Origin of the sequence: Microlunatus parietis (genome assembly GCF_013407955.1) — a bacterium.
In the GTDB taxonomy this organism is placed as follows: domain Bacteria; phylum Actinomycetota; class Actinomycetes; order Propionibacteriales; family Propionibacteriaceae; genus Microlunatus; species Microlunatus parietis.
Map to the genome: position 1 here is coordinate 2,471,593 of NZ_JACCBU010000001.1, position 22,000 is coordinate 2,493,592.

The 22,000-nt window shown below is 69.8% G+C and carries 20 protein-coding genes; 13 read left to right on the forward strand and 7 right to left on the reverse strand.

What is annotated here, in order from left to right; all coding sequences use genetic code 11:
* Positions 1-78 precede the first annotated feature (78 nt).
* Entirely contained in the window at positions 79-966 is an 888-nt protein-coding gene (locus BKA15_RS11735) for a MerR family transcriptional regulator (protein WP_218871240.1), read from the forward strand.
* On the opposite strand, the gene BKA15_RS11740 is transcribed toward BKA15_RS11735, so the two are convergent.
* The 3 genes from BKA15_RS11740 to BKA15_RS11750 are packed head-to-tail and all read right to left on the reverse strand — an operon-like array spanning position 939 to position 4,331.
* A complete protein-coding gene (locus BKA15_RS11740) occupies positions 939-1,952 on the reverse strand; it encodes an ABC transporter ATP-binding protein (protein ID WP_179750941.1) in 1,014 nt (337 codons plus the stop codon). The two genes, BKA15_RS11735 and BKA15_RS11740, sit on opposite strands and share 28 nt — an antisense overlap.
* A complete protein-coding gene (locus BKA15_RS11745; protein ID WP_179750943.1) occupies positions 1,949-3,055 on the reverse strand; it encodes a FecCD family ABC transporter permease in 1,107 nt (368 codons plus the stop codon). Before BKA15_RS11745 ends, BKA15_RS11740 begins: the two co-directional genes overlap by 4 nt.
* A 34-nt stretch (positions 3,056-3,089) precedes the next feature.
* Positions 3,090-4,331, reverse strand: coding sequence for an ABC transporter substrate-binding protein (locus BKA15_RS11750; protein ID WP_179750945.1), 1,242 nt, complete (start codon positions 4,329-4,331; stop codon positions 3,090-3,092).
* A gap of 199 nt (positions 4,332-4,530) precedes the next feature.
* On the opposite strand from BKA15_RS11750, the gene BKA15_RS11755 reads away from it, so the two are divergent.
* The 5 genes from BKA15_RS11755 (at position 4,531) to BKA15_RS11775 (ending at position 12,024) form a co-directional block, all read left to right on the forward strand.
* The gene (locus tag BKA15_RS11755; protein ID WP_179750947.1) at positions 4,531-6,324 is read left to right on the forward strand and encodes an ABC transporter ATP-binding protein/permease; all 1,794 of its coding nucleotides are present in this window, start codon (positions 4,531-4,533) and stop codon (positions 6,322-6,324) included.
* Positions 6,321-8,093: an ABC transporter ATP-binding protein gene (locus BKA15_RS11760; RefSeq protein WP_179750948.1), complete on the forward strand. Its 1,773-nt coding sequence runs from the start codon at positions 6,321-6,323 to the stop codon at positions 8,091-8,093. The genes BKA15_RS11755 and BKA15_RS11760 overlap by 4 nt, the downstream gene beginning before the upstream one ends.
* Positions 8,094-8,279: 186 nt before the next feature.
* Positions 8,280-10,463 carry a SagD/YcaO family ATP-dependent cyclodehydratase gene (locus BKA15_RS11765; protein WP_179750950.1) on the forward strand — a complete coding sequence of 728 codons (2,184 nt, stop codon included), beginning with the start codon at positions 8,280-8,282 and terminating at the stop codon, positions 10,461-10,463.
* A 23-nt stretch (positions 10,464-10,486) separates the two neighbouring features.
* Positions 10,487-11,239: a class I SAM-dependent methyltransferase gene (locus BKA15_RS11770; RefSeq protein ID WP_179750952.1), complete on the forward strand. Its 753-nt coding sequence runs from the start codon at positions 10,487-10,489 to the stop codon at positions 11,237-11,239.
* Positions 11,236-12,024, forward strand: a complete 789-nt coding sequence (locus tag BKA15_RS11775; protein ID WP_179750954.1) for a methyltransferase domain-containing protein — start codon at positions 11,236-11,238, stop codon at positions 12,022-12,024. Before BKA15_RS11770 ends, BKA15_RS11775 begins: the two co-directional genes overlap by 4 nt.
* 131 nt (positions 12,025-12,155) lie before the next feature.
* On the opposite strand, the gene glmM is transcribed toward BKA15_RS11775, so the two are convergent.
* Genes glmM through rplM form a run of 3 tightly spaced genes read right to left on the reverse strand, consistent with a single transcriptional unit; the run spans position 12,156 to position 14,502 of the window.
* Positions 12,156-13,508 carry a phosphoglucosamine mutase gene (gene glmM / locus BKA15_RS11780; protein WP_179750956.1) on the reverse strand — a complete coding sequence of 451 codons (1,353 nt, stop codon included), beginning with the start codon at positions 13,506-13,508 and terminating at the stop codon, positions 12,156-12,158.
* Between the two features lie 13 nt (positions 13,509-13,521).
* The gene (rpsI, locus tag BKA15_RS11785) at positions 13,522-14,037 is read right to left on the reverse strand and encodes a 30S ribosomal protein S9 (protein WP_179750958.1); all 516 of its coding nucleotides are present in this window, start codon (positions 14,035-14,037) and stop codon (positions 13,522-13,524) included.
* A gap of 21 nt (positions 14,038-14,058) precedes the next feature.
* Positions 14,059-14,502 carry a 50S ribosomal protein L13 gene (rplM, locus tag BKA15_RS11790; protein ID WP_179750960.1) on the reverse strand — a complete coding sequence of 148 codons (444 nt, stop codon included), beginning with the start codon at positions 14,500-14,502 and terminating at the stop codon, positions 14,059-14,061.
* Positions 14,503-14,748: 246 nt separating this feature from the next.
* On the opposite strand from rplM, the gene BKA15_RS11795 reads away from it, so the two are divergent.
* The 3 genes from BKA15_RS11795 to BKA15_RS11805 all read left to right on the forward strand — a co-directional run bounded on the left by BKA15_RS11795 (position 14,749) and on the right by BKA15_RS11805 (position 17,638).
* Positions 14,749-16,029, forward strand: coding sequence for a citrate synthase (locus BKA15_RS11795; protein WP_179750970.1), 1,281 nt, complete (start codon positions 14,749-14,751; stop codon positions 16,027-16,029).
* Between the two features lie 143 nt (positions 16,030-16,172).
* Entirely contained in the window at positions 16,173-17,039 is an 867-nt protein-coding gene (locus BKA15_RS11800; protein ID WP_179750972.1) for a phosphotransferase enzyme family protein, read from the forward strand.
* Positions 17,040-17,332: 293 nt separating this feature from the next.
* Positions 17,333-17,638, forward strand: coding sequence for a PIN domain-containing protein (locus tag BKA15_RS11805; RefSeq protein WP_179750974.1), 306 nt, complete (start codon positions 17,333-17,335; stop codon positions 17,636-17,638).
* Between the two features lie 9 nt (positions 17,639-17,647).
* Here the strand turns inward: BKA15_RS11805 and BKA15_RS11810 are convergent, their stop codons facing one another.
* Positions 17,648-18,247 (reverse strand): GNAT family N-acetyltransferase, encoded by a 600-nt coding sequence (locus BKA15_RS11810; protein WP_246322325.1) that lies wholly within the window; start codon positions 18,245-18,247, stop codon positions 17,648-17,650.
* Between the two features lie 112 nt (positions 18,248-18,359).
* Here BKA15_RS11810 and BKA15_RS11815 point away from each other — a divergent pair, with 112 nt between their 5' ends.
* The 4 genes from BKA15_RS11815 to BKA15_RS11830 all read left to right on the forward strand — a co-directional run bounded on the left by BKA15_RS11815 (position 18,360) and on the right by BKA15_RS11830 (position 21,998).
* A complete protein-coding gene (locus tag BKA15_RS11815; protein ID WP_179750976.1) occupies positions 18,360-19,067 on the forward strand; it encodes a ThuA domain-containing protein in 708 nt (235 codons plus the stop codon).
* Positions 19,064-20,167 carry a Gfo/Idh/MocA family protein gene (locus tag BKA15_RS11820; protein WP_312878971.1) on the forward strand — a complete coding sequence of 368 codons (1,104 nt, stop codon included), beginning with the start codon at positions 19,064-19,066 and terminating at the stop codon, positions 20,165-20,167. Before BKA15_RS11815 ends, BKA15_RS11820 begins: the two co-directional genes overlap by 4 nt.
* A 77-nt stretch (positions 20,168-20,244) precedes the next feature.
* Positions 20,245-21,252, forward strand: coding sequence for a hypothetical protein (locus BKA15_RS11825; RefSeq protein ID WP_179750980.1), 1,008 nt, complete (start codon positions 20,245-20,247; stop codon positions 21,250-21,252).
* A gap of 140 nt (positions 21,253-21,392) precedes the next feature.
* Complete coding sequence (locus BKA15_RS11830; protein ID WP_179750982.1) at positions 21,393-21,998, forward strand: HD domain-containing protein; 606 nt, start codon at positions 21,393-21,395, stop codon at positions 21,996-21,998.
* Positions 21,999-22,000: the final 2 nt, after the last annotated feature.

The window sequence follows — 22,000 nt, forward strand, 5'->3', positions numbered from 1 at the left end:
GATCACTTGATGCGGGGTTCGACTCTCCCCCTGGGGGAGCCGTCACGCTCGAATCACCCGAACGAGAATGGAGTGATCATGCTGAACATCGGAGAGTTCGCCCAGTGGACCGGCCTGACGATCAAGGCCCTTCGGCTGTACGACGAGCGCGGGATCCTGGCGCCGGCCGAGGTCGATCCGTTCTCGGGCTACCGGCGCTACTCCGCGGGCCAGCTCCGGGACGCGATCATGATCAAGGCGCTGCGGGACGCGGGCGTACCGCTGGCCGGGGTGGCCGATGCCGCCGCCGCGCCGGACCGCGCCGCCGAACTCCTGGACGAGCACCGGGAGCGGGTCGCGGCCGCGCGCCGGGCCGAGGACCTGGCCGCCGAGCAGGCCCGGCGGGTGCTGGCCGACCTGGAGCAGGAGGTCAGTCTGGAGGTCCGGTCGGCACCGTCGCAGCCGTACGCCGGGGTGCTGGTCGAGGTGTCCGATGGCGACGCCCGGGAGTGGGACGACGACGAACCGGCGAACCGGGCGTTCGGCGCGCTCTGGCAGGCCCTCGCCGCAACGGACAACCGGCCGACCGGCGACTTCTGGTCGACGATCCGGTCCGGCAAGGACCCGGAGCACGTCCAGCTGGTCCTCAGCTGGCCGGTCGCCCGGGAGCCCGAGCCCGGCTTCGCGCTGGACGGCCACCGCGTCGAGGTCGGCACCCTGCCGGAGCGCGAGGAGATCGTCGCCTCCTGGACCTTCGACGGCACCGACCCGGCCGAGGGCGCGATGCACCCGGCCGCGATCGCCCTGGTCGAGGAGGTCGAACGCCGCGACCTCGACCTCAACCTCGGCCTGCTCCGCCAGGTCGGCGTCACCGACCAGTCGGGCGCGCCCATCGGAGTCGAGCTCGCCTACGCCCTCCCCTGCGGAACGGACTCCGACGCCGGCCGAACAGCCCGGGTTCAGGCGAACCGGTCGGGCCTCACCTGACGAACCAACTCGCCCAGGTCCTGCACGTCGACCGAGGCCCCGGCGGCGCGGACGGTCCAGCGAGGTCCCCGCCGCTCGGCGCCGGCCACCCAGGACACCCGGATGGGCGCATCCTGGTCGATCCGGCAACCCGCCCGGATGACGGCGCGCCGGGTCCAGGCCAGCAGCGGGCCGTCGCCGTCCAGGGCGACCGCGCGGTGCGGTGACCCGGGTGCCCGGAAGGTGCCGGTGTCGGGATCGAAATCCAGTCCTCCACCGAGGGCCTTCTCGATCAGACCGGCCCGGCCGAGATCCTCCGGAGCGCCGGTGGTGAAGGTGCGCAGCTCGTCGATCAGCCAGACCGTGTCTGCGTGGCGCATCGTCTGTTCCAGATCGTGGGTTGACATGAGGACCGCCAGGCCGCGCTCGCGGGTCAGGGTGGTCAGCAGAGCCGCCAGTTCCATCCGGGCCCGTACGTCCAGGAAGGCCGCCGGCTCGTCGAGCAACAGCACCTCGGGCTGCTGCGCGAGCGCGCGGGCGATCATGACGCGTTGGCGCTCGCCGTCACTCAGCTCGCCGAGTGGGCGCTGCGCCAGGGTTTCCGCGGCGGTGGCCGCCAACGCCTCGTCGATCACGGCACGGTCCGCCGGCGAGAGCCGCCCGGCGATCCCGGTGTACGGGTAGCGGCCGAGGGCTACGACGTCGTAGGCACGCATCTGTCCCGGCGCGGTCCGTTCGGTGAGCACGACGGCGACCTGCCGGGCGAGCTGGCGAGGAGTGAGGCGCGCGAGAGATTGTCCGCAGACTTCAACCGTGCCGCCGAGAAGGGGCTGGAACCGGGCGAGACTGCGCAGCAAGGTCGACTTGCCGGAGCCGTTCAGGCCGACCAGACAGGCGAGTTCCCCGGCGCCCAGGTTCGCCCGGAGGTCGGAGAGGATCGCGCGTTTCCGGCCGCCGGCGACGTAGCCGACGGTGGCGTTCGCCACGGTCAGCGCGGCGGCCGTCACAGCGAGAATCCGTCTTGGCTGCGGTGGATCCGCAGCAGGACCCGCATCACGATGGGGGCACCGATGAGCGCGAGTGCTGCGTTGAGGGGCAGGATCGCGTCGCTCTCCAGGCCGGGCAGTTGCGCGAAGATGCCCGCGGCAACCGCGATCAGGATCCCGATCGCCGCAGTTGCCGGAAGGAGGATGCGATGGTCAGTGGTACGGAACAGGCCGCGGGCCAGATGCGGAGCGGCGATGCCGAGGAACGCGATCGGGCCGGCAAACGCGGTCACCGAACCCGCCAGCAACGCGGTGCTGGTGAGCGTCGCGACCCGCATGGCACGGACCGACATCCCCATGCTCTGCGCGTAGTGCTCGCCGAGCAGCGATACGTTGAGCTGTTTGGTGCTCAGCGCGAGCACCGTGATCCCCGCCGCGACGACCACGCCCAACACCGGCAACTGCTCCATCCGCAGGCCCGAGAAGGTGCCGAACTGCCAGGAGGTGAAGGCCTTCACGGCCTCGGGGCGGGCAAAGTACACCAGGACGTTGACGAGCGCGGTGATGAAGGCGCTCAGCATGATTCCGGCGACGAGCACGATCACCAGGTTCTGCACCCGGGCCGCGATCGCCGACATGATCAACAGCACGGCCAGGGCGCCGAGGGCCGCCGCACCGACCACGCCGAGGCTCTGCAGCGGACCCACTGCGCTGAGCACCGCAGCCGACAGCCCGGCGTTGGCTCCCTGTGGCAAGATCACCAAGCCGACGCCGAGGCTGGCGCCGGAGCTGACGCCGAGGACGTACGGATCGGCGAGGGCGTTGCGGAACATCGTCTGCATGGTCAGGCCGGCCAGCCCGATCGCCGCCCCGGCGATCACCGCGGTGATCGTCCTGGGCAGCCGCAGCGTGGTCACGATGCCGGACCAGGTCCGCCGGCTCGGCTCCCCGCCGGCCAGGATCGTGAACACCTCACCGATCGGGATCGACACCGATCCCCAGGCCAGCGACGCGAGGATCAGGCCCGCTCCGGCGACGGCCAGCGCGACGAACAGGACGAGGTAACGGACGGTGACGATCCGGTGCTGCCGCGTGACGGCGGCCCGTGCGACGCCCGCGTCCACGATCGGGGAGGTGGCACGCTCGGGGATCGTCCTGCTAATCGGAGACCGCGCCCAGATAGACGAGTTGGTGGTCGGGTGCCAACTCCGGATGCAGCAGGCTCACGGCATCGGTCAGCATCACATCGGCATCGACGGCGCCGTTGAGGAAGTAGTCCTGCCCCCGGGCGCCGATCCGGTGGAACGTGTCGCCGCTGTGCAGCGCCTTGAGGACGTCGAGCCGCGGATCGGCGGCGAGATACTCGGCCTTGCTGGCGTACTTCGGGAAGAACACCAGGTCCAGCCAGAAGTCGGCATCGGCACCGATGTCGAGAAACGCCTCGAGTGAGAGGGTCTCCTTGCCGCCACCGGGCAGGTCCGGCAGGGCCGTCCCACCGGCCGCGCGGATCAATTGCTCCTCGAACCGATCGTTCTGGTTGGTGGTGACCTCGCCGGAGCTGCCGATCACCCCGACGACGACCGTCGGCTTGCTCCCGTCCTTCGCCACCTTCGCGGACACGGCCTGCTCCAGGGCCTGGTACCGCTGCTCGATCGGGTCGAAGATCGCGTTGGCCTCGGCCTCGCGATTGAAGAACAGCGACGTGAACTTGAGCTGCTCCGCGGCACCCAGCGGAGATTCCGTGTACGGGAAGTAGTAGACGACGGGGATGCCCAGCTCCTCGATCTTGGCGAACATCGCCTGATCGCCCGCATAGTTGGTGTAGAAGTCCGGATCGGCGTCGGCCAGTGCCTCGAGGTTCACGTCGTAGCCCAGTTCAGCGACCTTGCCGGACGCGATCTGGGCGGAGACCTTCGGGAAGTGGGGCGCCTCGGTGGGCCCGATGAACCGCTCCGCCTCACCGACCAGTGATTCCGCGACGTCCAGCCGTTCCAGAGCGGCGTAGAGGACACTGCCGCCATCCGCCAGGGTCTTGGTCGGGATCGTGATCACTCCTGCGCCGGCGAGGTCACCGGTCAACTCGGGCTCGGGAGCCCCGCAGTGGTTCAGCACATAGGTGCTCTCGATGTGCCGAGACCCGGCCGTGGCGTGCCCGCCGGCGGACTCGACCGTGGTGCGCAGCACCTTGTACGACCGGTGATAGGTCACCGACCACCCGCGGGCGTACTCCGCTTCCGCCTTGTCGGGGAAGTAGTCGACATCGGGCGAGTAGTTCTCGATGCAGCCGTCGGCCGTGATGCTGCCGGCGTCCGCGGTCCGATCGGCGGCGCAGCCGCCGATGGCCGCGACCAGGAGGGCGGTGACCGCCCAGGCTCCGATGTGTTGCCCACGGATGATCATCGAACTCCCGAGTTATTGAACATGATTGTCAATGCAGGGTCACCATAAGTGGCGCCAGGGTGGTGCACAAGACCCCATCGCCATCCGCAGGACATTCCCCACCAGGGGATTGCGGCACAGCAGCCCGGACGCCTACGGTCCTCTCTTGAGAATGACTTTCATTATCATTACGGGATTCACTCGGCGGAACGAGGTGGCGATGGGTACGGAACCGCCCACCGTTTCGGCGATGCTGCGGCTCGCCACCGGCGCGCGCCGGTGGATCGTCCTGAGCACCGGCCTGAGCTTGATCATCACCGCGACCTACGTCGGCCAGGGGATCGCGTTCGCGCTCGCACTCCTCCGCATCCTGCAGGGCGGCGCATGGGCCGACGTCCTCGGACTGCTGCTGACCGCCGTCGCGATGGTGATCATCCGGGCCGGCGTGACCTGGCTCCGCGAATCGGTCGGGGTCACCGCGGCCGCGCGGATCAAGGCCGCGCTGCGGCGGCGGGCTTTCGCGGTGTTGTTCGCGCTGGGGCCCGGTTACACGACCGGCGCCCGGGCCGGCGCGGTGCAGACCATGGTGATCGACGGCATCGAGCGCCTGGAGGCGTACTTCAGCAAGTTCGTCTCCCAGTTGTTGGTGTCGGTGCTGGGCGCGGCCGCGATTCTGCTGGGGCTGACGATGATCGATCCGGTCGTCGGGGTGATCCTCACCGCCGCGGCGCTGGCGATCGCGACGACGCCGCTGCTCGCCCGCCGGCTCCAGGCCGAGCGGTCCAGCGGGTACTGGGCCGAGTGGCGTCGCCTCGGTGCCGACCATCTCGACCTGCTTCAGGCCATGACCACCCTGAAGCTGTTCGGTGCGGCCGCGCCGCGACGAGCCGCGCTCGCGCAACGATCCTGGCACTTCTACCGTGCGTCGCTGAGCTTCGTGGCCGTCGCGAACCTGCGGACCGGCGCGATGGGCCTGCTGTCCAGCGGAGGGGCGGCCGTGGCGATCGCGGTCGGAGTGGTGCGGGTGGCGGACGGGGCGCTGTCCGCCTTCGGGCTGCTGCTCGTCCTCCTCCTGGCCAGGGAGGCGTTCCGTCCCCTCGAGGAACTGCAGAAGGCGTACCACTCGGCCTATCCCGCGGTGGCGGCGGGCCGCGCGATCCAGGGTTTCCTGGCCGAACAGCCGACCGTGAAGGCACCGGACCCGGAGCTGGCCGCGGCGGCGGGGCGGCGGGTTCGGGGCGAGGCCATCGAGCTGCGTCGGGTCACCTTCGGCTACCGGCCGCACCTCCCCGTCCTGCGGGACGTGAGCCTGACGGTGCCCGAGGGCCATACGGTCGCCATCGTCGGCCGGTCCGGCGCCGGCAAGAGCACCGTGGTGTCACTGATCCAGCGATTCCTGGACCCCGACAGCGGGACCCTGACGCTCGGCGGCGTCGACCTCCGCGAACTGTCGCCGGCGTACCTGCGAAGCCGGATCGCCGTCGTCGCCCAGGACACCTACCTCTTCCACGGCACGCTCCGGGACAACCTTCTCCTCGGCCGCCCCGATGCCGGCGCCGGCCGCCTCGACGCGGCCCTGCACACGGCCGGCGCGACCGACCTGCTGGCCAGGCTGCCGGACGGCTACGACTCGATCATCGGAGAGCGCGGCTCGACCCTGTCCGGCGGCGAACGGCAGCGGATCGCCATCGCCCGTGCGGTCCTCACCGAGGCACCGGTCCTGCTGCTCGACGAGGCGACCTCGAGCCTGGACTCGGCGACCGAAGCCGGCGTGCAGAGCGCACTCGACACCTTGGCCCGAGGCCGTACCACCCTCGTGGTGGCCCACCGGCTGTCGACCGTCCGGTGGGCGGATTCGATCATCGTGCTCGACAACGGCTCGGTCGTCGAGTCGGGTTCGCACGATGAGCTGGTCGCGCGCGGCGGCAGCTACGCGAGCCTGCTGGAGGCCCAGCGGTTCGACGCCGGGCCGTTCGACGCCCACGCCGCGACGGCGGAGCGAGTGCCGCGATGACCTCGCTTCGTCCGCTGTTGCGGCTCGCCGCTCCGTACCGGCGCCAGGTCGCGGGGATGCTCGGATTCGGCATCCTGGATCAGGCACTCGCCATCACCAGTGCCGCGGTGGGGGCTTGGCTGGTGGGTTCGGTGATCACCGGCGCTTCGTTGACCGAACTGCGCCCCGGGCTCGTCGTGCTGCTCCTCCTCGTCCTGCCGCGGGCCCTGACCGCCTGGCTGGAGTCCTACCTCGCGCACGACCTGGCGTTCCGGATCCTGATGGGAACCCGCAAGGCGTTGGCCGGGGCCTTCGACCGGCTCGCGCCGGAACTGTTGCGTGGCCGGCGTTCCGGTGATCTCGCGTCCACCGCGATGGACGATGTCGAGCGGCTCGAAGTCTTCTTCGCCCACACGGTCGGGCCCCTGGTGGTGGCTGTCGTGATGCCGACCGGATCGCTGATCGCGCTGGCATGGATCCACCCCGCACTGACGCTGACCCTGCTGCCAGTCGCGCTGCTGACCGCCTCGATTCCGACCTGGTCCCGCCGGCGGGCGGAAGCGCAGGGGGCCGTCGTACGGGAGGACCTGGGAATCGCGAACGCCGAGGCGATCGACGGCATCCAGGGGGTGCGCGAGGTGGTGAGCTTCGGCCGCGAGGGCTACTTCCTCGACCGGCTCGACCGACGGACCCGCCGGCTGCAGCGGGCCCAGCGGTCGCAGGCGCTCCGGATGGGCACGACGAAGGTCCTCACCGACGGGCTGGTCGCGATCGGCACCATCGCGGTACTCGCGGTGGCTTCCTACCTGGTCGCCGGCGGGCACCTGTCCGCCGCGCTGTACCCGGCCGCCGTCGTCCTGGCCGGCGCGGCGCTTGCGCCGATCGCCAAGTTCGGCGACGCCGCGCGCGAGCTGGGCGTGGTTTCCGCGGCGCTGGCGCGAGTCACGGCCGTCCTCGACGCCCCCTCGTTGGTCTCGGGCCCGGGGTCGCGAGCGCTGCCGGCCGGGGCCGACCCCGAGATCGCCGTCCAGGCCGCCCGCTATCGGTACGCGCCGGACGCCGCCCCGGCCCTGGACGGAGCAACGCTCACCGTGCGGCCGGGCGAGACCGTCGCCCTGGTCGGCCCGTCGGGCGCCGGCAAATCGACGCTGATCAAGGCGATCCTGCGCTACTTCGACCTCGACGAGGGCCGGATCACCATCGGCGGCGTCGCCCTCGGCGACCTGACCGAGGAAGCACTCCGCCAGACGATCACGGTGGTGCCGCAGGACGTGTACCTGCTGAACGCCAGTGTGGCCGACAACATCGCCCTGGCTCGCCCGGACGCCTCTGCGGCGCAGATCAGGGCCGCAGCTGCCGGGGCACTCGCCGACGAGTTCATCGCGGACTTGCCCGACGGCTACGACACGGTGGTCGGTGAGTGGGGCGCCGCACTCTCCGGCGGCCAACGGCAACGGATCGCCATCGCCCGGGCGCTGCTGCGCGACGCGCCCGTTCTGATCATGGACGAGCCCTCGTCGAATCTCGATGCCCGCAGCGAACGTGAACTGCAGTCGGCGATGGAACGGGTCCGGGCCGGGCGTACGACCCTGATCATCGCGCACCGGCTTTCCACGATCCGTTCCGCCGACCGCATCGCCGTCATCAAGGCGGGTCGGATCGTCCAGCTCGGCACTCACGAGGAGCTCACCGCCGTGGACGGTACCTACACCGCGGTGATGGGGACCCAACTCGCCGCCGAAGGGCGGCGCCCCGGGATCCTCTCGACCCCGACACCCGGAAGGAGGTGAAACACATGATCACCGAGATCAAGGAGGAGCGCGAGCAGACGCTGGCGCCGCACAACCACGCGGTTCAGGCTGCCGTTTTCGGTTGGAACTGATGAATCCGTGGGGTCGCCCGCGCACCCGGGCGGCCCCACGGCCCACCGAACCGGAACCCATGCATCGCCGAGAACCCGACCGAAGGAGACCTCCATGACGGCGCGCCCAACCGGAGCGGCCGCCCGGCCGGCCGAGCTCGACGTCGACCTGCGTCCGCTCGGCGACTCGGGATCGTTGCTGATCACCGCGACCGGCCGACGTTTCGAAGTGGATCGGTCGCCGGCTGAACTTCGCGCCGCCATCGAGGCCTTCCTCGCCGCCCCGGACGACCCGCCGTGGCCGGAGCTCGCCGCGGTCCTGCGCGACTCCGGCGGCATCGTTCCGGCGAACGAGGACTCCGGGGCGACCGCGACGCTCACCGTACTGGCCGATCCGATGCTGGCTCCGATCGCGACCCGGCTGATCAACGAGGACGAGTCGGTGGCACCGCTGGCGGACTCGTGCTCCGGCTGGCCCGCGGCGCTGGGCAGCACCGCGGGTCCGGTGGTGATCTTGCTGGACCAGTTCGACGCCGAGCGGCTGGCCTCGCTGGATCGGTCGTGCGCCGACACGAACCTGTCCTGGGCGCCGTTCCATATCGATCTTCGTCGTGGCTGGGCCGGCCCGGCGCTCGGTCCGGGATCGTCGCTGACGTACCCGGACGTCTTGACGCGACGCCGTTGTGCGACCCAGCGCCGCGAACTCGGTGAAGCGCTGCTCAGTGCCCCGGTGCTCGGGCCGCTGCGGCCTCCGGACTCCGACGCCGTGACCTGGATGGTGGCCGTGTTCCTGGCCGAGGCGCGGCGGTGGGCCGCCGGCCGGGACAGCTCCCTGGTCGGCAACGAGCTCGAGCTCGACCCGCACCGGCCGACCGTGACTCCGCACCCGGTCCTCCCGGTGCCCGGGCGGGCGACCGTCCCGTACCGCAACGACCGGCTCAGCGGCATCGACCTGCTCCTCGACGACCGCACCGGCATAGTCACCAACCTGCGGACGATCACCCACCACCCGTCGATCCCGCGGGACCTGAAGACCGTCCAGGCCGAGGTCACCGACATGGGGCGGGTGCTGCCGTGGGCGCCCAACACCGTCTGCGGCGGCAGCGTCTTCGGCGACGAGCAGGCGGCCCGCGGGTCGGCCATCGGCGAGAGCGTGGAGCGTTACTGCGGCAATGTGATCGACAGGGACCAGCTGGTGCAGGCCAGCTATGCCGAACTGACCGCCCGCGGCGAGCACGCCCTGGACCCGGCACGCCTGGTCCTGTACTCGGACCGGCAGCACGCCACGCCCGGCTTCCCGTTCGTGGAGTTCACTCCGGATCTGCCGGTCTACTGGGTTTCCGGGCATTCGCTCACCGAGGATCGGCCGATCCTCGTCCCGGCCAGCACGGTCTACGTCAATTGGTACGTCGGGCCCTTCGTCGACGAACCGAGGACGAACTATCCGTTCTATGCCGGCCTTGCCGCCGGAACGTCGCTGGACGACGCGATCCGGTCCGGCCTCGAGGAGATCGTCGAGCGCGACGCGACCATGATGTGGTGGGCCAACCGGCAGCCGTTGCCGCTGCTCGAGCCCTCCCGGCGGCTGCACGGGCTGTTCGACGGGGTCAACCCCGAACACGGCCAGCAGTACTGGCTGGTGGAGCTGCAGAACGAGTTCGGCATCCCCGTCGTCGCCGGGGTCGTGGAGGATGCCGAGAACCGCTTGGCGATCGGCTTCGGCGCCCGCGAGACCGCCGAAGCCGCGGCAGCGAAGGCCTGGGCCGAGGCGCTGACCCTGCAGGAGATCTCCCGCGACCTCGACAATCCTCAGGGCCGGTACTGGCAGGCGGTCCGAGCGGGCGTCAAGGCACAGCACTTCATGAAGCCCTGGCGGAGGGATCGCCGCTACCTCGACGACTACCGAGACGACTTCCGGGACGTCGGCGATCTGGAATGCCAGATGCAGTTCTATCTCGACGTTCGTGCCGTCGATAGGGCCCGCGCCTGGACGCTCGCCGGCGAGCGGGCTCCGATCGCCGAGGTGCCGAGCCTGCCCGACCGCACCCTGGCCACGTACCGCGACCGGATCGAGCGACGGGGCTACGAGATTCTCGTCGTCGACATCACGACCTCCGACGTCGCGCCGAGCGGTCACCGGGCCGTCCGCGTACTGGTGCCGGGCCTGGTCTCCAATTTCCCGGCAGCGTTCCCGTTCCACGGCAACCGCCGGCTCCAGGACGGGCCGGTGGCTCTCGGCTGGCGCAGTGAGCCCCTCGCCGAGCAGGACCTCGAACTCTTTCCTCTTCCACACGCCTGAACCAACCTTTGAAAGGCAAACCCATGGGACACGCGGAAGCGCTCAACTCGGTCGGCTACGGACCCTTCTGGTCCGAACGGTGGGACGCGGAGTTCGGCAACAACCCGAACACCGGGGCCACCGTCGACACCGTCGCGGCCCTCGCCGAGGGCACCACGATCCTCGAATGGGGCATCGGTACCGGCCGGCTGGCCCTGCCGCTGGTCGAGAAGGGGCTGAAGGTGGTGGGCGTCGATTCGTCGCCGGACATGCTCGGTCAGCTGCGCGGCAAACCCGGTGCCGAGGTGATCGAACTGGTCGAAGGCGACTTCGAGACCACCCGCGTCGAGGGCGACTTCGGACTGGTCTTCATCTCCAGCCACGCCCTGTTCGCGCTCACCTCCCAGCAGGCCCAGGTCAACTGCTTCGCCAATGCCTCCGCGCATCTCCGCGAGGGTGGCCGATTCGTGATCGAGGTGATGAATCCGGGCTCGGCGGCGATGGAGAACGGTCGGGCCTGGACGACGGCCGTGAAGCCGCACGCCCTGACCCTCTTCTTCTCCAGCGCGAATCCGGTGACCCAGCAGATGGTGATGTGCCACTTCGACATCGACGACCAGGGTGGGGTGAAGCTGCGCCCCGCTGCGTCACGCTACGCCTGGCCGGCGGAGTTGGACCTGATGGCGATCATGGCCGGACTCGAACTCGAATCCCGCTGGGGCGGCTGGGACCGGCAGCCGTTCACGGCCCACAGCTCGTCCCATGTCTCGGTCTACCGGAAGGCTGCCGAGGCATGACCGGCGAGCTCGTATCCACCGACACAGCCCCGTATCCCTCCCGATCGGCGCTCCCGGCCCAGGCCCCGGGCCGGCCGCCGGTCGGGGACGGGATCGCCGCCGACACGGGGTCATGGACCTTCGCCGGGGAGGTCTCCAAGGTCTTCGTCGACCACGTGCGCCACTCGGTGCCGCTGTATGAGCAGGCCCACGTCATCGCCTGCGACCTGTCGAGCTGCTTCGTCGGCCCGATGGGTTTGGGGTACGAGCTCGGATCGTCGACCGGACAGCTGTTGCGCCAGCTGGCGACCCACAGCGAAGCCAACGCCGCCGCGCGCTGGATCGGCATCGACCGGGAGCCGTCCATGACCGCCGCCGCGATCCAGCACTGCCGCGACCTGGACAACGTTGAGTGCATCCAGGCCGACATCACCGGGTATCCCCTCGACACCTGCGACTTCGTGGCCGCCCATCTCACCCTGCAGTTCCTCCCGATCGACGCCCGGGCACGGGTCGCCCGCCGAGTCCACGACGCCCTGCGACCGGGTGGGGCCTTCTTCATGTGCGACAAGGTCCTCGCGCCGGACGCCCGGCTCGAGGACCTGATCACCACGCTCCACTACCGCTGGAAGCGTCGTTCGGGGCTGTCGCCGGAGGAGATCCTGAACAAGAAGGAGAGCCTGCTCGGCGTACTCCAACCGATCACGACCTCCGACAACCTGGCGATGCTCAGCCAGGCCGGGTTCACCAGCATCGTGAGCGTGGTCAAGAACCTGTGCTTCGAGGGCTTCATCGCCGTCAAGTAGCCGCAGGCGACCGCTCCAAGCGCCGATCACGCCGAGTCCATTCGAGTGGCGAGATATCGACGCGAATTTCGCCGAATCACGTCGACAACTCGCCACTCGATCATTTGACTGGTCGGCGGTTTTGGTGGGGGTCAGGTCAGGGTGAGGGTGGTGCGGACGACGGCGGCCAGGTGTTCGGCCACGGCGGTGGCTCGGTCGGCGGTCTCGGCCTCGACCATCACGCGGACCAGGGACTCGGTGCCGGAGGGGCGGAGCAGGACCCGGCCGGTGGTGCCGAGTTCGGCGGTCGCATCGGCCACGGCGCGGGTCAGGATCGGGTCGGAGTCGGCGCGGGTCTTGTCCACGCCGGGCACGTTGATCAGCACCTGCGGCAGCCGGGTCATCACCGAGGCCAGCTTGGCCAGCGGCTGGCCGGAGGTGGCCATCCGGCGGACCAGGTGCAGGCCGGTCAGGATCCCGTCGCCGGTGGTCGCGTGCTCGGACAGCACGACGTGGCCGGACTGTTCGCCGCCGAGGACGTACCCGCCGGCCTTCATCGCTTCCAGCACGTAGCGGTCGCCGACCTTGGTCTGCTGCACCGTGATGTCGGCGGAGTGCATGGCCTGGACCAGGCCGAGGTTGCTCATCACGGTCGCGACCAGGGTGTTGCCGGCCAGCCGGCCCTGCTCGGACAGCGCCAGCGCGAGCACGGCCAGGATCTGGTCGCCGTCGACCACCTGGCCGGCGGCGTCCACCGCGAGGCAGCGGTCGGCGTCACCGTCGACGGCCAGTCCGAGGTCGGCACCGTGCTCGACGACGGCCGCCTGCAGGTCCTCGGGGTGGGTGGAACCACAGGCCTCGTTGATGTTGATGCCGTCCGGCTCCGCATGCAGCCGGATCACCTTCGCGCCCAGCGCCTCGAACGCCTCCGGGCCGGCCCGGTGGGCGGCGCCGTTGGCGCAGTCGAGCACCACGGTGATGCCGTCGAACCGGGTCGGTGCGACGGTCCGGACCAGGTGCCGGACGTACGAATCCGTCAGCGCGGTGTCGTTCCAGACCCGGCCGACATCGGCCCCGGTCGGCCGCGGCCACGGCTCCCGCAGCCTGGCCTCGATCAGGTCCTCGACCGCGTCGTCCAGCTTCTCGCCGCCACGCGCGAAGAACTTGATGCCGTTGTCCGGCATCGGATTGTGACTGGCCGACAGCATGACGCCGAAGTCGGCCTTGGTGGACCGGGTCAGATACGCCACGCCCGGCGTCGGCAGGACGCCGAGCCGGTGCACGTTGACGCCGGCGCTGGCCAGCCCGGCCACCACCGCAGCTTCGAGGAACTCGCCGGACGCGCGCGGATCCCGGCCCACGACCGCGGACGGGCGGTGCCCACCAAAGGCACCGCTCTCCGCGAGTACGTGGGCCGCGGCCACCGAGAGGTCGAGCGCCAGTTCGGCGGTCAGCAACTCGTTGGCCCGGCCACGGACTCCATCGGTCCCGAACAGTCGCCCCATCGCGAGGACGACGTCAGCGCTTGCTGTACTGAGGAGCCTTACGGGCCTTCTTCAGGCCGGCCTTCTTGCGTTCCTTGATCCGGGCGTCCCGGGTCAGCATGCCGGCCTTCTTCAGCGCGGACCGGCTGGCCTCGGCGTCGACGGCGTTCAGCGAGCGGGCAATGCCGAGCCGCACCGCGCCGGCCTGTCCGGTGATGCCGCCACCGTGGACCCGGGCGATCACGTCGTAGGAGCCCTCGACTCCGGCGGTACCGAACGGCTCCGAGGCGATCTGCTGGTGCACCTTGTTGGGGAAGTACTCCTCAAGGGTGCGCCCGTTGATCTTCCAGGTGCCGGTGCCCGGGACGATCCGGATCCGGGCGATGGCCTCCTTGCGGCGACCGGTCGCAGCACCGGCGGCCACGACGGCCGGCCGGCTGGTCGGGCCGGTGGCCTGCGGGTTGGCCTCGGAGCGGTAGGCGATCTCGCGGTCGCCCTCGGTAAACGGGCGAACCTCGTCGTCCAGGTTCTCGGTCACAGTTTCGGACACGTCGAAGAGCTTCCTTAGTCTTTACTGGCTGATCTGGGTGATCTGGAACGGCTGCGGCTTCTGGGCCGTGTGCGGATGCTCCGGTCCCGAGTACACCTTGAGCTTCTTGATCAGCTTCCGGGACAGCCGATTCTTCGGCAGCATGCCCCACACGGCCTGCTCCACCGCCTTGCGCGGGTCGGTGTCGAGCAGCTTTCCGTACGCGATGGACTTGAGCCCACCGGGCCGGCCGGAATGCCGGTAACTGATCTTGTCCTCGCGCTTGTTGCCGGTGAGCGCGATCTTCGACGCGTTCACGACGACGACGAAGTCACCCCCGTCGACATGCGGCGCGAACGTCGGCTTGTGCTTACCCCGGAGCAGCGTGGCCGCGGTCACGGCGAGCTTGCCCAGCACGAGGTCATCGGCGTCGATGACGTGCCATTCACGGGTGACCTCACCCGGTTTGGGACTGTACGTGGACACTCCTCGCCCTGCCAATCTCTCTCTGGTGTGCTGCTGAAGGAATCCCCTGCGGGCACCCCCGGACTCCCGGACGGTGCATGATGCAAGGAAGTGAGTGCGCATTGGCGCAACAGCGGTCAAGGTTACCGGCCGCTCCGATGCCGGTCAAAACGGCCGATTTCGGCCGTCCGCAGGCGGCTGAGTGAGCCAGCGCACATCGCCGTCCCCCGCTGGCCACTCGCCGCTACGCCCGCGTAGGTTGTCGCCATGACCGAGTCGCTCACCGTACGGGACAACCGCACCGGCCAAGAGTATGAGCTGGAGATCACAGACGGCACCATCCGCGCCGCCGACCTGAAACAGATCGCCGTCGAGGGACAGCCCGGATTGGCGACGTACGACCCCGGATTCGTCAACACCTCTTCCTGTCGCAGCGCTATCACCTACATCGACGGTGAGGCCGGCATCCTGGAGTACCGCGGCTACCCGATCGAGCAGCTCGCCGAGTCCTCGACCTACCTCGAGGTGGCCTACCTGCTGCTGAACGGTGAGCTGCCGACCACCGACCAGCTGGCCGAGTGGACGCACGAGGTCACGTACCACACGTTCGTGCACGAGAACCTGAAGCAGTTCATCCAGGGCTTCCGTTACGACGCGCATCCGATGGCGATGCTGATGGCAGGCGTGAGCGCCCTGTCCACGTTCTATCCCGAGGCCGTCCAGATCGACGACGCCGAGAACCGGCAGCTGCAGATCACCCGGATGATCGCCAAGATGCCGACCCTCGGCGCGTTCGCGTTCCGGCATCAGCAGGGCAAGCCGTACGTCTACCCGGACAACGGCCTCTCCTATGCGGCGAACTTCCTGGCCATGCTGTTCAAGATGAGCGAGCCGGAGTACAAGGCGGACCCGCGACTGGTCCAGGCCCTCGAGGTGCTGTTCATCCTGCACGCCGATCACGAGCAGAACGCCTCCGCCAACGCGGTCCGCGCGGTCGGTTCGACCGAGGTCGATCCGTACTCGGCCGTCGCCGCCGGCATCGCCGCGCTGTACGGTCCGCTGCACGGCGGCGCCAACGAGGCGGTGCTGCGGATGCTGCGCCGGATCGGCTCCACCGACAACATCCCGGGCTTCATCGAGGGTGTGAAGGCGGGCAAGGAACGACTGATGGGCTTCGGCCACCGGGTCTACAAGAACTACGATCCGAGGGCCACGATCATCAAGAAGGCCTGCGACGACGTCTTCGAGGTGACCGGGGTCAACCCGCTGCTCAAGATCGCCCAGGAACTGGAGAAGATCGCGCTGGAGGACGAATACTTCGTCTCCCGCAAGCTCTATCCCAACGTGGACTTCTATTCCGGCCTGATCTATGAAGCGCTGGAGTTCCCGCCGGAGATGTTCACCGTGCTGTTCGCGATCCCGCGCACCTCCGGCTGGCTGGCCCAGTGGTCGGAGTTGATCACCGATCCGGAGCAGAAGATCGCCCGGCCGAAGCAGATCTACACCGGCCACCGGACCCGCCAGTTCGTACCGATCGGGCAGCGCTGACCGAGCATCCCCGTCGAGCCGAACTCTCGGCCGACGGCACGCAGTACTACGACGGGCCCGACTGGGGTTGGCAGGAACTCTGGCTGACCGCGGATGAGGTCTTCGCCTTCTGTGCCGAGGATCGCGGCCTGCCCGCGACGCAGGTGAGCCTGCTGGCCGAAGGGCTGCTCAACCAGAGCTGGAAGATCGAGTGTTCCGACCATGATCGGGTGCTCCGGGTCAGCCGGTCCGAGCGAACCCCCGAACAGGTGGCGTACGAACTCCCGGTGGTCCGGGCCTGGGCCGAGGCCGCGCCGGTCGTGGTCGCCGCCGAACACGAGGACGTACCCGTCGTCGATGATCGCGTGTTGACGATCTTCCCTTATGTGAAAGGGTTCTCCGGCCTCTCGATGGCCAGTCCCGACCGGACCCGCGAGTTGATCCCGGTCGTCGCGGCGATGCACCGCGTCTCGCTCGGGCTCGACCTGCGGCAACGGCCCGGGTTCACCTCGATCGACGAACAGCCGCGCTGGGCCGACTGGACCGTGGCGCGGTCCGCCGTGATCGAACGGTTCGGCCGCGGGGCGGACATTCTCGGGCCGGTCAGCGTGATCGACCAGGCGATCGAGGAGCTTGATCAACAACTGGACCGCTGGACGACAGCCGGGCGGCTCGCCGACCGGGCACCGATCCACGGCGACCTCAATCCGCGCAACCAGCTCTACCTGGAGGACAGCCTGGTCGCGATCATCGACACCGATGATCTTCGGGTCGATCCCCTGGTCTGGGAGGTCGCCAACCTCGCCTACACCGACCTCGACGTGGACCCCGGCCGGGTCTGGCGGGACTACCTCGAGGCCGGCGGACCGCTCGATCCCGCCGACGAGGAGTTGCTGCTGCCGTTCGCCCGGCTCGGCGTGCTGGGCGAGCTGCGCTGGCTCACCGATGCCGACGGAGCCGCGGTCCACACCGCCGACCAGACCCTGTTCGACCTGGCCGCGGCGCTCACCGGCCGCCCGACGCGCGACTGAGCCCGGTACGGCGCGAGTAGAGCGTGTTGCGGATTCGGCCCCGTTCACCTCGCGACACGACCGCTGTGGATTTCCGCCGCGACTGACCGGCTGAAACTCACTCCGGTCGCGCGCCTCGAGTCCGGGCAGGACCGCAAGATCTTCGACGACGGTTTGGCCCTTGACCAGTGTGGACCTTGATCCCCGGCTGATCGAGCGGCAAGGGCGCTCACCGGCGAGAGGTCCAGCCGGGCGGTCCTCGACCTCGCACTCCGCCGCCTCATCGCCTCGAAGCAGAACCATCAGACCTCTTCGTGACTTGCCCACCGCAGGTTCTGGAGTTCTGCCACAGCGCCCGGACGCCCGAAGATCACGTGCGCTTCCGGGAGCAGATCTCCCTCGGATTTCCGCTGGAGCACGCCCCCGACGAGTCACTGGTGCTCGACATCCAGAGCGCCCTGTGGAACTCGAGGCTCGTCCGCGCGGCCGGCTCCCTGGACATCCTCATCGCCGGCTATGCCATCGTGAACGATGCGACCGTGCTGACCGCCGACCACGACTTCGACCACATCGCAGCGGTGACCGACCTGCGGCGCGAGTACATCGCGCCCGAGTCCTGAGCCGCTCCGTCACCGCTCGCGCGGCGACTGGTGATTGATCCATTCGGGAGCGAGGACGGACCAGACCTCCAGGTCGAGTCGCTCACCGTCCGGATGCAGATAGCACTGCCGCAGTACGCCCTCGCGGACCATTCCGAGCCGTTTCGCGACGGCGATGCTGGCCGTGTTGCCGACCGCCGCCATCCATTCCACCCGGTGGATGCTGCGATCCCGGATGGCCCAGTCGATGATCATCCGCGAGGCCCGGGTGACCAGGCCGCGGCCCACCGCGGACGGCTCCAGCCAGCAGCCAGCCTCGGCCGTGCCCTGCTGCACGTCCATCACCCGGAACAGCACCCCGCCGACCAGCGTCCCGTCGACCCGGATGCCGTAGATCCGCCCGGCGTCGTCCCGCGCCTTGTCGGCGTACGAGCGCAGGAAGGAGCGGGCCGACTCGAGATCGTGGACGGCATGGGCGAGCCCGATGTAGCGGCCGATGAACTCCCGCCCGCGATCCATGTGAGCCAGCAGCTCCTCGGCCTGCCACGGCTCCAGCGGGCTCAGCTCGGCATCGTCTCCCAGCGGCTTCGTGAACAACGGACCCTCCTGACTCGCGGCGACCCCGGTCATTCTCCCCTGCGTCGGCGGGCCCGTCCCGTGAGCCGGACCTGCGCTGCCGCCACCGGGTACGGTCTGAAAGGATTCAGGCTGCAGTACGGAGCGTTGGAGGTGAAGGGGGACGATGACCACGACAGGGAGACGGACCGCGCTGGTGGTCCGGGGCGGCTGGGACGGGCATGCGCCGGTCCAGGCGACGGACCTCTTCATTCCGCATCTGGTCGACAACGGCTTCGCCGTCCGGGTCGAGGATTCGCCGGCGATCTATGCCGACACCGACTACCTTGCGGGCGTCGATCTGATCATGCAGTGCGTGACGATGAGCACGATCGAGCGTGATCAACTCCAGGGCCTGCGCGGCGCGATCGAGGCCGGCACCGGGTTCGCCGGCTGGCACGGCGGCATCGCGGACTCGTACCGCAACAGCAGCGACTACCTGCACCTGGTCGGCGGCCAGTTCGCCTGCCATCCCGGGAAGCCCGCCGAGGAACACGTGCCGGACGACCCGGCCAACAACTTCGTGCCGTACGTGATCAACATCAAGCCCGAGACCGCGACCCATCCGATCGTGGCCGGGATCGAGGACTTCGAACTGATCACCGAGCAGTACTGGGTGCTGTCCGACGACTACATCGACGTCCTGGCCACCACCACGCAGAAGGTCCGCGACGGCGATCCGTGGCACCGCGAGGTGACCTCGCCGGCCATCTGGACCCGGAACTGGGGCGAGGGCAAGATCTTCGTCGCGACGCCGGGTCACAGCGTCGACGTGCTGCAGCATCCGTCGGTGAAGACGATCGTCGAGCGCGGCCTGTTGTGGGCGGCCCGGTGAGCCCGCAACGCCGGGCCCGGGTCGGCCTGATCGGCTGCGGCGCGATCAGCGGCGCGTACCTCGGAACCCTGCCCCGGTTGAGAAATCTCGAACTGGTCGCCGTTGCTGATCTTGATCCGGAACGGGCCAAGGCCGCCGCGACCGCGTATCCAGGAGCCCGGCCGCTCGGCGTCGACGAACTGCTCGCGGCACCCGAGGTCGACGTAGTGCTCAATCTGACGATCCCGGCCGCGCACGCCGAGATCGCCGAGGCCGCGATCGCCGCCGGGAAGAGCGTGTACGGCGAGAAGCCGCTGACCGCGACCGTCGAGGAGGCGCGCCGGGTGCTGGCCGCCGCCGACGCCGCCGGGGTACGGGTCGGCAGCGCCCCGGACACGGTGCTCGGCACCGGCACCCAGACCGCCCGGGCCGCGATCGACGCCGGCCTGATCGGGGCGCCGATCGCCGCGACCGCGACGATGGTGACGCCGGGCCATGAGCGCTGGCACCCGAACCCGGACTTCTACTACCAGCCGGGCGGCGGGCCGCTGCTCGACATGGGGCCGTACTACCTGACCTCGTTGATCACGTTGCTCGGCGACGTCGCGTCGGTGATCGGGGCCGGCAGCCGGACCCGGGACAGCCGGGTGATCGGCAGCGGCCCGCGGGCCGGCGAGACGATCGAGGTGTCCGTCGACTCGCACGTGACCGGCGTGCTCACGCACTCGTCCGGAGCCCTCTCGACCCTGGTGATGAGCTTCGACTCGGTGGCCAGCCACGCGGCCCGGATCGAGGTGCACGGCGAGCTGGGGTCGCTGACCGTACCGGATCCGAACCGGTTCGACGGCGACGTGGAACTGCACGGGCTGGCCGACAAGGGCTGGCGGACGCTCGACGTCTCGGCGGGCTACCGCAACGCCAGCCGCGGGTACGGTCTCGCCGACCTTGTCGCCACGCCGGAGGGCACCGAGCCGCGGGCCGGCGGCAAGCTGTCCTTCCACGTGCTCGAGGTGATGGAGTCGCTGCTCGCCTCCGCGGCGTCCGGGCAGCGGGTCGAGATCCAGTCCCGGGTGGAGCGACCGGCACCCGTACCGCTGGGCGACGGGGACTTCACCGGCTGAGGTTCACCCGCCGGGCCGCCTCCGGTTCCCCCAACTGGGGGAACCGGAGGCGGCCCGATCCGGGCGATGCTGGGGTCATGTCCAGTGCTCTGCTTGCCCGGGTCGGGCTCGGCCGGATCGCGGCAGTGGTCTGCGCGCTCGCCGCGGCCGGGTTCGTCGTCTTGATGATCTTCGACCTCGGTGAGACGGCGCCCGGGATGCCGATGGCGCCCCGGCCGGTCGCCGCGCTGGGGGCCCTGGCGGCGGCGGTGTTGATCTTCCTGATCCGCGAGCGGACCCGGCCGGCGCTGTTGATCACCACCCTGGTCGCGCTCCTGATCATGGCCGCCGGCAGTGCCGCCGCGATCCCGTACACCGGCTTGATGATGATCATCATGACGATCGGCCTGGTCACCCAGGCGAGCGGGCCGTTCGTGCTCGACCCTCCGGTGATCACCATGATCACGCACCTGGTCACTGCGATCGCCGCCTTCCTCGGCGGGGCCTGGCTGCTCGGCCGCTGGCGCGCCGCGCGCGGGCTGTGTCCCTCCTGCGGCCGGGTCGAGGCTTCGGTGCAGCCTGGCCGGTCGCGCTGGGTGCCGATCCTGGCCGCCGTCGCCGTGGTCGGCGCGCTGCCGTACGGGCTGCTCAAGCTGGCCTGGGCGGTGGGCCTGCGGATCGGCTTGCCCGGGCACAGCTTCGACAGCGTGTCGTTCGCCTCGCCCGGCTTCGGTGACACCGCCGCGCTGACCGGGCTGTCGATCGTGGCCTCGGTGCTGATGGGGCTGCGACTCCGGCAGCGCCTGGTCCGGCTCGGCTTGATCATCGTCGGGACCGTCGGCTCGTTCATGCTCGTGCCGGTCGGCGTGATCGGAGCGGTGATCGGCCTGATCCCGGCGGCGCTCGGGCTGCGGCAGATCGGCGATGCGGAGATCGCCGGCTGGGCGTATGCCGTGGTGTACGGCAGCTTCGCCGTCTGGGGCGTCGGGCTGTGCCTGCTGACCATCCACTACGCCCGCGGCACCCGGCCGGACTGCCGGACCCATCGGGCGACAGCGGCTGCCGACGCCGGCAGGCTGGAGCCCGTCGCGCCCAACCCGGCCTGATCGCCTCGGGCCTGGCACCGACATCCGGGGCGCCCGCTGTTGATCATCCGCGGCTGTCTCGACCTCGCCTCGGGCAGGCCTCGCGGTGGCCGTGACTCTCGGCGTTACCCTGACGAGACCTGAGCGATCAACGGAGGGCCATGATCAACGACCGGGACGCCACTGCGGTGGCGAGCTTCGCGTACGAACTCGGAGTGCTGAAGCGGCTGCGCCGCGCCGGCTGGTGGCAGGTCGGTGTCCGGGACCCGGAGTCGGTGTCCGAGCACAGCCTTCGGGTCGCCCAGCTCGCCGCACTGGTCGCCGCCGAGGAGGACGCCGATCCGGTGCGCTCCTCGTACCTCGGAATCTGGCACGACTCCCAGGAGACCAGGATCTGCGACCTCCCCCACTCGGCCCGGGCGTACCTCGCGACCATGCCGGACCACGAGCAGATCACCCGTGATCAACTCGCCGAACTCCCGGAGTCCCTGGCGAAGTCGATCTTGGACGCGGTGATCGAATACGAGGCGGCCGAGACACGGGAGGCGCTCTGTGCCCGGGACGCCGACAAGCTGGAATGCCTGATCCAGGCCGTCGAGTATCGCCATGCCGGTTACCAGGACGTCCAGGCCTGGATCGACTCCTCCCGCCGCTCCCTGCGCACGTCCTTCGCCGGCCGGATCGCCGACGCCGCGCTCGACCTCTCGCCGCTGACCTGGCTGTCGACTCCGGACCCGGCCACGGCAGCAGACCGGGCCACGCCGTGATC